Origin of the sequence: Streptomyces sp. NPDC007808 (assembly GCF_042868655.1) — a bacterium.
Taxonomy (GTDB): domain Bacteria; phylum Actinomycetota; class Actinomycetes; order Streptomycetales; family Streptomycetaceae; genus Streptomyces.
Genome location: NZ_JBIAEQ010000001.1, coordinates 1,435,710 through 1,447,168, shown reverse-complemented (window position 1 = coordinate 1,447,168; position 11,459 = coordinate 1,435,710). Strand labels below are relative to the sequence as shown.

Below are 11,459 nucleotides of genomic sequence, written 5' to 3'. Positions count from 1 at the left end.
ATGGACAGTGCGACGTGATGATCTTCTTCGGCTGGACGCCGCCGCAGCACTCACTCCCGCCGAACTCGATGCCGAACTGATCGACATCATCGGCACGGTTGAGACCGATCCGCCACTGCCAGCCGACGTGCCCCTGGCCGCCAACCCCGTACTGGGTGAGCTCATGGCGCGGGCCCGCCTCGAGCGGGTCGCCGCCGCCTCCGGGGTGGAGACCGCGGCCGCCGACGCCGTCTTCGCCGCAGCCGGGGCCGCGGCTGTCGACGGCCTCGACGACGCGCGGCTCGTCGCGATGGTCGACGACGGGCAGGTGAGTGCCGAGGACGCCCGCTCGCTCGGGTTCACCATCGCCGTGCAGCGACTCATGGGCGGGGACCTTGCCCAGGCCGAGGCGGTGCGGAGCGGGCTCGACGCAACTCCCGAAGGCGGGCTCGGCACGGTCCGACGCCTCGTCGCGCTGGACGACGGCGACTGGCAACTCTGCCTGGACGAAGCCGGGGTGGCCCCGCCGCACGGGCTGGACTCCGCCGGTTTCGCACGGGTGCTCAGGAAGCGGCTGCAGGCCGCGTTCCCGACCGACGCCCTCGCCGCCCACCTCGCGGGGCGCGAGGATGCGTCCGACCTGCTCGTCGCACAGCTCATCGAGCTGAACCCGGATGTCGAGCTGGTCGGCCTCGACCTCTCCCCCGAAAGCCCTGCCGCTCAGGAACTCGACTTCGGCGACCTCTCCGAAGCCGACCGGCAGGCCGCGCTCTCCGGCCTCAAGGCATGGCTGCGCACGCTCGCCCTCAGCGACGGCCTGGACGATGCCGCAACGCTGCGCGCCGCCGGATACGACTCCGCGTTCAGCGTGGTCGCCGAGGGCGAGGAACGATTCCGCAGTCGGTCGGGGCTGCCCGACAAGACCGCCGCCGCGTACTTCGCGAAGGCGAGCCATGTGGTCGAGCAGACCGCGAACGCCGTAGGCACGGTGCTGGAGACCACCGGGACGGGGTTCTCCTCGCTCGCGGTGTCGAACCTGGCGCCCAGCGCCGCGGAGTTGTTCCGCCGTATCGACGGGTACGAAGAGCTGTTCGGGGAGCAGGACTTCTGCCGCTGCGAACCGTGCTCGTCCCTGCTCGGCCCCGCCGCGTATTTCGTGGACCTCATGTTCTTTGTGGAGACCGAGCTGATCGCCCGCGGCTTCCCCGAGGCCATCGGCACCGACCCGCTCGATCTGCGCGTACGCCGCCCCGACCTGTGGAAGCTGGAGCTGACGTGCGAGAACACGGAGACCGAGCGCCCCCTTCTGGAGATCGTCAACGGAGTCCTGGAAGACCACATCGCGTCCGGCACCGGATACGCCGGCGCGCTCGGCGACCGCACCGCCGTGGGGCGGCACGTCTACCGCGACCGGATCGCCACCGCGGCCGACTCATTCGCGCAGCCACTGCTGATCCCGCTGGAGCAGACCGAGATCCTGCTGACGCATTTCAGCGAGACGCGCGGCGCGATCGCGGAGCTGATGGATTCGGACCCCGATCGCGTCGCCGCGGCCAAGCTCCATCTGTCGCAGCGGGAACACGAGTTGATCACGACGCCGGACACGTCTCACGCGTTCCTTGAGCGCGTCTACCGGATGGCGCTCCCCCTGGTCGGTGGGGCCTTCGGGCCGCTCGACGCCCAGGAGCTGCTCCGTGCCGTCTCGGCCGCGTATCGCAAGACAGCCGCCGACCCGACGCCCCCGGCCGACCGGACCACCGCCGTCACCCGTGACGACCTCGGCGCCCTGCTCGGCACCGCCTTCGTCGGCGGGCTGCGAGTCCAGGCCGGGCGACGCAGCGCGGACAGCGTGCAGAACGACATGGAGTACGTGGCCGGGGCGAGCTCCGAAGCTCTGGACCGACTGCACCGGTTCACCCGACTGTGGCGCGCGCTCACCTGGTCGATCGGCGAACTCGATCTCGTACTCGCTGCGCTGCGGGACGAAGGTCTGACAGCAGGCCTCGACGCCGCCGCGCTGCGCTGCATCACCCGCCTCCTCGCGATACAGGAGCAGCTTCACAGGCCGGTCGAGGAGCTCGTCGGACTCTTCGGGCCGCTCCCGGCGCCGCTGTTCGAGCGGCAGTTCAACCCGCCCGGGCTGCTGGACTTCGGCGGCCGGCTGCCGCGCGGCGATCTGCGCTTCGTGCACCCGGGGCTACGCGACGCCCCCGATGCCGCGACCGCCGCCGACTGGGCGCTGCCCCGGCTCGTCGCGGGTCTGCGGGTCGATGCCGGCGGACTGCTCACGCTGATCTGCAAACTCGCCGCGCCGCTAGGCGTGGACCTGTCCGCCGGAGCCGCCCAGGACGCGCGCGCGTTCGTGCTGTCCAGGGAGAATCTCGCCCTGCTCGCCCGGCACGCCCGGCTCGCCGAGTGGCTGCGGCTTCCCCTCCCCGCGCTGTTCCGTGTGCTCGAGCTGGCCCCGGGTGTGGCCGGCGGCCATGTCTCTTCAGTGGACGATCTGGCCGCGCTGCTGGAGTTCCACGCCTGGCTCGGGGACGGCGCGGCAGGCCCGTCCCCGACGGAGCTGCTCGACGACCTGGCGTACGCCGGCGGCCGGCCCCTGCCCGCCACGAGCCGGCGGCCTCGACCCGAGGGCGTCGCACGTCAATTGATCGCGCGCATACGGGGGGAGGCGGCGGCGGTGTTCACCGGCGCGCTCTTCGCGGAGGTGCCCGGCGTCAGCGAGGAGGACTCGCGGGCCGTATTCGCCGCGAACCCCGGATCCTTCGTGGACCTCGGTGAGGGCCGGATGCGGCTGGCAGACGACTTCGATCCGCAGACGGCGCTCGTTGTTCCGTCCAAGCTGACGGCGCACGAGCCGGCGCTGCGACGCGTTCTGATCGCCCGCCACCCCCTGACACTCGCACCGGCCGCGCTAGCGGCGGTCCTGTCCATGGACGGCGCCAAGTCGACGGCGCTCCTGGGGCTGTGCGGCGCCTCACTGACCGCGCCGGCGCTGGCGCGGGCGCTGCGCGGTGATGGCCCGGCGACCCCGGTCGAACAACTAGCCGCCCTGGTCCTGCCCTTCGCGGCCCTGTTCCGCGCCGATGCCTATGACGCCGCCACAGTGGATTTCATCCGCACCCACCGCGGCCTGTTCGCTCTGGACGACGCCGCGCCCGCGGCCACCGGGATCGAGGCGGCCCGCCGGGCGGAGGCGTACCGCCGCCTCGCGCAAGAGGTCCCGCCGGCGCGACGCGCCGATCTGCGTGAGGTGCTCGGCGGCTTCACCGCTCCCGCAGGCTTCGACGCCGGCAGCGAGGCCGCGCTGACCCGGCTGCTCGACGCCGGCCCAGGAGAGGTGGCCGCCCTCCTCGCGCACCTGCCCCTGCCCGCCACGGCGACCGCCGCCTTCGGCCGGCTGCGTTCCGCCGCCCGCACCGCCGCGCGGATCGGTGTCGACGGTGCGGCGCTCGCGCGGATAGCCGCACCGGGGTACGACGATCTCGCGGCCGGCGGCGCCGCGGTGCTCGCGGCGTTCCACGCGAAGTACCCCGATCCCGCCCAGTGGAGCGAGCAGTACGCACCCTTCGAGGGGCGCATCCTCGGCCGCCGACGTGACGCCCTGGCCGACTACTTGGTCTTCACCGCGCCCACCCGCACGGTGGCGCTGCACCGCCTGTACCACCCGGTCATCGGCGACTACCTCTACACCACGTCCGACGAGGAGCGGAACTCCGCTGTCGCGACCGCCGGTTATGTCTCCGAGGGCGACATCTGCCAGGTGTTCCCACAGCAGCAGCCCGGCACCGTGCCGCTGCACCGGCTGGCGGGTCAGGAGGAGAACGGCAACATCTACCACCTGTACACGACCTCCGACGACGAGCGGAGCCGGTACATCGACATGGCGTCGTACCACGACGAGGGAACCGCGGGGTGGGTCTACCCCGCCGCCGTCCCCGGCTCGACCGCACTGCACCGGCTGACCGGCGAGTACGCCGCGGAGCTCCTCACGGTCTCCGACGCCGAGCGCGACCGCGCCGTGACGAGTCGCGGCTTCTCCGCGGTGGCCGACGCCTGCTGGGTGCCGCCCGCGCCGTTCACCGACCGGGCCGACCTCCACCGCTATTTCCTGCTCGACGTCGAGGTCGACGGCTGCTTCCCCACCTCGCCAGTGGTCGCGGCGACCGGCAGCCTGCAACTCTACTTGAACCGCGTCCTGATGAATCTGGAGCAGGACGAGACGGGCAACCGTCACGTCCAACCGGGCTGGCCGCCCCGGGAGGAGCTGCGACGCATTCGCACCCGCCGCGCGTGGCAACTGGCCGGCGACGTATATCTGCACACCGAGAACCACCTGACCGGTGTGCATGACGACAAGACGCCGCTCTTCGACGAGTTCGCCGACACCCTGCTGCAGAAGGACATCGACGAGCAGGCCGTGCTCGACGCGTACTCCCGCTACCTCACCGGCTTCAACGAGCTGGCCGGGCTGGAGATCGCCGGCTCGTACCACGACATCGGCGCGGACAAGGATGTCCTGCACCTGCTCGGGGTCACCCCGGGCGACCCGCCGAACTACTACTACCGCGCCGTCGACAACGCCCACCACGGGGTGCGGCCGAACACAGTGACCGGCACGGTCTGGGGTCCCTGGCAGCCGATCGACGTCCAGATCCCGGTACGTACCGTCGCCCCGGTGGTGCACGCGGGACGTCTGTACGTCTTCTGGGTCGAAATCACCACGACCTCGCAGAACCAGATCATCGAGGGCACCTCGGTCTTCTCCGGCTACGCGCACCGGACCGTGCTCAAGTTCACCAGCCTCCGCCTCGACGGCGGCTGGACCTCTCCGCAGCGGGTCAGCCTCTACGGCACGCCGCCGTTCGGGGAGAGCGACGGCGTGGTCGACGACCCGCTCGCCGAGGGGCGGGACTGGGCGGAGATGCTGCGGCTCGGGCCGTTCGGCGTCTTCGCCAACCCGGGGCTGCTGGGCCAGGCCGGCCTCGCACCCCTTCTCACCCCGCGCTACGACGTTGTCGCGCACACCAAGGCCCGCGAGGGCTACACCCTGTCCGGGTTCGAATGGGACCGAGTCTTTCCCGAGTCATGGGGCGAGCGGCTCTTCGTGGCGGGCGCCGGGTACCAAATGGGCGCCTTTGTCGACCCGTTCACCAAGCGGAGCGCCCCGGTGGACACCGAGTCCGTGCTCCTGCCGGGCACGCTGTTCCGGACGGTGAACGCGGAGGCGCGCACCGCGAACGGCGTACCGCTGCCGCTGTTCCCCCTGCTGTGTCTGTCCGAGCCGCAGATAGAGCCGGTCGGTGTGATGCTCCGCACCACGTTCTCGCTGCCCGTGTTCGACAACGCGGCACTCGCCGCCGTCATGGCCGACCACAACCGGCTCACCCAGCTTTTCCGGCTCCGCCCCGACCGGCCGGAACAGCCGTGGGTCGAACTGTTCTCGCGGCGGCAGCGGGCCGGAACGCCCTTGCTCCTGCTGGGTTTTGACTCCTCCCTGAGCCCTGTCAACGGCTCGCTCAGCGACGCCGTCCTCCATCTCGGACAGGGCCCGGCACTCCCTCCCCAGCGGTATCTCGTCCAGTCGACGGTGCGGCCCGGCCGATTCCTCATCCGCTCGCTCGGCACCTCACTCGCCGGGGAGATGGCCAGCCGCCTGTTCACCAGCGGCGTGGCCGGCCTGCTCGACCTCGAGTGGCAGCGCACCGCCCTGGCCGAACCGGCCCCTGCCTTCACCCCCGCCGTCGGGAGTCCGCCGATCGACAACGCCGTGGTCTCCGGCAGGATCGACTTCCAAGGTCCGTACGGCGCCTACTACCGGGAGATCTTCTTCCACAACCCGTTCCTGATCGCACGCCGAAGCCATTACGAGCAGGCCCGACGCTGGTACCACCAGGCCCTGTTCGACCCGACGGCGGCCGAGGTCATACCCGACGACCCGGCCCGCACTCCCGCCCAGAACGCGGCCCGCCGCAAGGACCGCGTCTGGCGCTACCAGGAGTTCAGGAACCTCGACCGCACCACGCTGCGCGGAATTCTCACCGACCGCCCGGCGCTCGAGGCTCTCCGCCGCGACCCGTTCAACGCACATGCCATCGCCCGGATGCGGCTGAGCGCCCATCAGAAGGCGGTCTTCATCGCTTACGTGACGCTTGAGCTCGACAGGGTCGACGACTTGCTCGCGCAGTTCCAGCAGGGGAGCCTCAATGAACAGGAGTGCCTCAATGAAGCAGGGCTCCTGTGCGCCACCATCGCGGACGTACTCGGGGAACGTCCCGCGGAGCTCGGTGAATGCGGGGGGCGCCCCGCGGTGGCACCGACCTACGAGACCTTCCGCGACGGCCTCCGGCGCGGCGCGGTCTTCCTCACCGAACTCGAACACTGGGTATGGCTGCGGAACGGCCCGACCCCGGACCGGCCCCGGCCACGCTTCACCCTGGACCCCGGACTGCTGCCCCAGAACGGGAACACCGGCAGTGACGACGCGGCCGATCCCGTGCTCTCGGCCGGCTGGAACACAACGGGTCCCGCCATGACGCCTTCGCCCGGCGGCAACGGCCGACACGGCCCGGTCCTCGGCCTCACGCTCGTGCGCCGGATCGTCTCCGGCTTCTGTGTGCCGCCCAACCAGCGGCTGCTCGACCTGTGGACCCGCCTCGAGGACCGTCGGTGGAAGCTGCGGCACTGCCAGGACATCACCGGCGCTCGCCGCGACCTGACGCTTTTCGCGCCCGAACTCCCCCTGGACCTCCTGGAGCGGGCACAGCGGGACGGTCTGTCCCCTGAGGACCTGCTCGACAGCCAGTACGGCGAGGTGCCGGCGCACCGCTTCAGCTATGTCATAGAGCGGGCCAAGGAGCACGCGGGGGTGGTCCAGGCCTACGACAGTGCGTTGCGCGGGGCCATCGACCGCAAGGAATCCGGGGAGTTGGAGGAAATGCTCGCCGTGCAGGCGTTTCAGCTCATCACGCTCAACGCCAGTGCCGTCCAGTGGCAGTACGACGCCGCAGTGGAATCGCTGAACGCCCTCAAGCGGCGACGGGCAGCTGTGCAGGCCCGGCATGACCACCTTCAGACACTGCTCAGCACGGGACTCAGTCCGCAGGAATGGGTGCAGCGCAGTGCTCAGTACGCCGCCGTGACCACGCAGGCGGCCGAGGCCACACTCAGCACTGCCGCCGGGGTCGCCCATCTCTTACCGCAGTTGGGTGCGCCCACAGCATTGACGTACGGCGGCCACCAGGTAGGGGACGCACTCGACAGCTTCGCCTCGGTCACTCGGGCGGCAGGCTCGTTGTGGGCTTCGGTCGGCGCGACCGCCGCGATGGAGGCGGGCTTCGGTCGGCGCGACGAGGACTGGCGGTTCGAGCTCGAGCAGACACAGCATGAACTGCCCGAGATCGACCACCAGATACGGGCGGCCGAGTTGCAGCGCGACATCGCCGAGCGCGAACAGATCGTCCTCGAACGGACGCGGGTACAGAACGCTGAAGTCCGTGAGTTCTACCAGGATCGGTTCACCAGGACCGAGCTCTTCGAGAGCGAGTCCCGGACGCTGCTCCCTCTGCTCCGGACATCGTTCGCCTCGGCGTACCGCCTGGCCAGGATGGCGGAACGGGCCTATGCCTACGAGTGCGACGACGACCCGACCCCGGTCACGCTGCGCAGTCCCAGCGCGTACTGGGATCCTGGGCGGGCCGGACTACTGGCCGGCATGCAACTCTCCTGCGACCTGGAGGCGATGCAGCGGAGGTTCATCGAAACCGAACGGCGCCGGATCGAGATCACGCAGTCGTTCTCGCTGGCGGACATCGACCCGGCCGCGCTGCTGTCGCTGGCACATACCGGTGAGTGCACCTTCACGTTGCCGGAACTGTTCTTCAAGCTCGCCTATCCCGGCCTGTACCACCTTCGGATCCGCGGGGTGCGGCTGACGATCCCCTCGGTGACAGGTCCGTACACCAATGTGGGGGCGACGCTCCGGTTGCTGAGCAGCAGTCTGCGGACGACACCCGATCCGGCGGCGGCCCCGGCGCCGATGCCACTGTCGGGCACCGTCGTCATGGCGGCGAGCAGCGGTCGCGGAGATGGCGGCGTGTTCCGGTTCGACTTCGAGGACCCGCTGCGGCTTCCGTTCGCGGGCGCGGGGGCCGTCTTCAGCACGTGGAACCTTGTGGTGCCCAAGGGGTTCCGTCCCTGGGACTACTGGACCACCCGGGATCTCATCATGGAGATCTCCTACACCGCCAAGTCGGACGACAATCTGCGCAGCGCCGTCGAGGACCCGGAATCATCGGCCGGCATCACCCTCGCCAATACTCTGGCGACACAGCCACTCACCCGGGTCTTCAGCTTGCGCCACGATTTCCCCAGCGCCTTCAGCCGACTGCTCGCCGGCCCGGCGGGTACGACCGCGAGCTTGGAGCTGACCGGCCGGCACCTGCCCTACTTCCTCGCTGACCGGGCGCTTGCTCTGCAGAACGCGCGGCTTGCCGTGCGGACGCATCGAAATGCCGCCCCCAACGGGCTGCGCCTTGCCCTCAACGGTACCGAGCTGACGGGATTCGCCAGTGACCCGACCACGGGTGGCCTGCCGGCCGCCGACGCACTGGCCGCACTCGGAGGGAACCTGCTGACCACGCACGAAATTCAGGTAGTTGATGGCGGCGACTTGAAGCCGGCGGCGGCCGGCGCTGCCCTCGACTCCGCGCAGCTTGCTGATGTCTTCCTGTACGTGCAGTTCACGGTCCCGCGCGCTCCCGTGGACCGCGATCTGCGTCGGGCGGCTGCGGTCGGGGACGCGGTAGCGGCGTACACCCTGTGGGAGCGCCTGAGGGAGACCGATTTCGCCGAGGCGGAGGAATGGCTGCGGACCGCGGTGGACCTGGGCGACGTACGGGCCGCGTACCGGTTCGGGATCCTCTTGTGGGAGCGGCAGGAGATCGACGCCGCTGAGGCCGCTCTACGCCAGGGTGCGCTCGATCCACAGGGCTCGTACGCCCTTGGACGACTGCTCTGGCGCGAACGCGGACATCCCCAGGAAGCGGTGGCTTGGCTGGATCGCGCTGCTCATGCTGGGGATCCGGCCGCCCAGCGGGACCTCGGCCGCGTCCTGCGCGAGCTCGGCGACCAGGCCGGCGCGCGGTACTGGCTGGAGCGCGCCGGCCCGTTGGACCCCGAAGCCCGTTCCCTGCTGTCAGAGATGGACACCGGCACAGAACCGGAGAGCCCTGAGAGTTGAAAGGAAAGCACGGAGCATCCCAACTCACTTGCGTAGACGCTGCGTTGCGTCTCACCCTCTGGTCTCCGCCTCGCCCGTCGGCATCCGTCTGCTCGGCTTCAACCCATCTCACAGTAGTTGCTACTAAGCGACCGACAACGTTTGGGACGAACTGCTGCTGTATGCCCGGGAAGCAGGAACCACCGGAGCGCCGCGACTGTCGTGGCGCGGCATGAGCGTCGCGCTCCAGCGGCACCACCCAGCATCAAGGAACGCCATCAGCGGATCGCATCCGGCACCGTTCCCAACCGCTTCGCCGGGAACCTCAAGCCGGCCCTGCCTTACCTTCCGCGTAGCCGCTTCGCCGGACGATGGGGAGTCGGCCGGAGCATCCGCGAGGTCCTGTATCCCACAACCGGACGGTGCACCGTACTCCACTGCCGATGTCGCTTCCCGCACTGAGGCCGAACTGCTCATCGCGGAACTCACCAGCGGGGCTGAGGACAAGCACGCCATCAATGTCGTCGACTACAGCGAGGGCGGTCGGGACCTTGTACGCATCGAAACCGGCTGGGGAGAGACGAGTTCGAGGTGTACGGATCCGGCAAACTCCTCCGTGAGCACGGGTTCGCCATCCTGCCCGCCGCTTTCGCATGCGAGTTTCACGGCGAACTGGGCCGCCTCGGAGGCTGGTCCTCTCAAGTCCCAACCGACAACGCGCGCCGCGACGTCTGGTCCCACGCGCATGTCTACCGGATTGCCCCGGGCCCGCAGGCCCCGACAAGGTTCGTTGAGACCAGACGACGAGTCCGTGCACCACAGGTGTTGCACCCGATACAGTCACGCTGACTGCCGCTGAGCTGCGACTGCTTCACTCGCACGCTCGCGAGGCCCCGGAGAAGGAAGCGCGGCGCCCGGGCCCTGACTGAAGTGGTCCAGCTGCGTGCGCTCGCCCACTTCGGCCTGCACAGTTCTGCGGGGTGCGCGGGCAACCGGATGCTCGCCGTCATGGCCTGCGCCCTCACCCCGCCAGGCCGGCGCACCGTCATCGATGACTCGCCCGAGGGATCGCCGCGTTCCTCAGGCCCCGGCCAGTACGGGAACTGCCCGGCGTGGGCGCGAGGACGGCGGCGACGCTCGCCGATTACGGCCTGCACATCGTCGCCGACGTTGCCGACGTCCCGCAGGCCACACTGCAGCGCCTCCTCGGCGCCCGCGCCGGCCGCGCCCTCCACGAGCACGCCCACGGCCGCGACACCACGGTCGTCGACCCCACCCCGGCCCCGGCGAGTCTCAGCACGGAGCACCGCTTCGTCCGCGACGAGCTCGACCCGGCCGCCCACCGGCGCGTCCTGCTCGCCCTCGCCGATGACGTCGGTGCCCGCCTCCGCGCCTCCGGTCAGATCGCCACGGGTGTAACGTGCACGGTCCGCTACGCCGATCTCAGCGCCAGCCGCCGCAGCCGGACCCTGCCCGAAGCCACCCAGCACACCGTCCTCCTGGCCCGGGCCGCCTATGCGGTATACGACTCCCTCGGTCTCCAGCGCGCCCGGGTCCGCAGCATCGCCCTGCGCGCCGACGCCCTTCGTCCCGCCGACCGGGCCACCCGGCAGCTCACCCTCGACGCCGGCGACGACAAGCCCCTTGCGATCGAAGCCGTCGCCGATCGCGCCCGCGCCCGTTACGGACGCCAGGTGCTCTACCCTGCCGCCCTCGCCACCAGTACGCGTGGCCGTCATCCCGGGGGCACGGAGGCGGTAGCCCAGAGGACGGGCGTGGACGTCGTGGGAAGTGAGTTCTCCAGCACGGACCCGCTGCCGGTTCCTCGCGGTTTCTGCGACCATCGGCGAATGGCCGACAGCAAGGATCGTTCAGCGCTTCGCACGCTGGTCGGCGAGGTGGTTGCGGGTCTTGGCAGTCTGACGCACCGGGAGCTGAATCCGGCCTTCGAACAGTCGGTGTCGGCCATGAACTCGGGCAGTCGATCGATCGCGTCCCCCGACCTCGACCAGAGCAGCTGCCTCGCGCGAGCCTGTAGATAACCCGGCCGGAGCGCGCTCGGCTTCGTCGTGCCGATCGCGAAGGCGGCTCATAGGTTGGACCAGCTCGGGGTCGATCTGCGGGAGGTCCACCGTGCCGCGAACCATCTCGAGCGGTGCGATCAGCTTCGGTCTCGTGACTTCTCTGAAGTAACGACTCTCTACGCGATAGCCCAGGGATCTCCGAGGGGTGCGATGGGCCCTGGCGGTCCTGC

General features: G+C 70.1%; 2 protein-coding genes. Both read left to right on the top strand.

All coding sequences use genetic code 11. The features are described from left to right. The first annotated feature begins 7 nt into the window (after positions 1 to 7). Positions 8 to 9,226: a neuraminidase-like domain-containing protein gene (locus ACFYNL_RS06195; protein WP_388797142.1), complete on the top strand. Its 9,219-nt coding sequence runs from the start codon at positions 8 to 10 to the stop codon at positions 9,224 to 9,226. A 1,046-nt stretch (positions 9,227 to 10,272) separates the two neighbouring features. Continuing rightward, positions 10,273 to 11,247, top strand: a complete 975-nt coding sequence (locus tag ACFYNL_RS06190) for a hypothetical protein (RefSeq protein ID WP_388797360.1) — start codon at positions 10,273 to 10,275, stop codon at positions 11,245 to 11,247. Positions 11,248 to 11,459 lie beyond the last annotated feature (212 nt).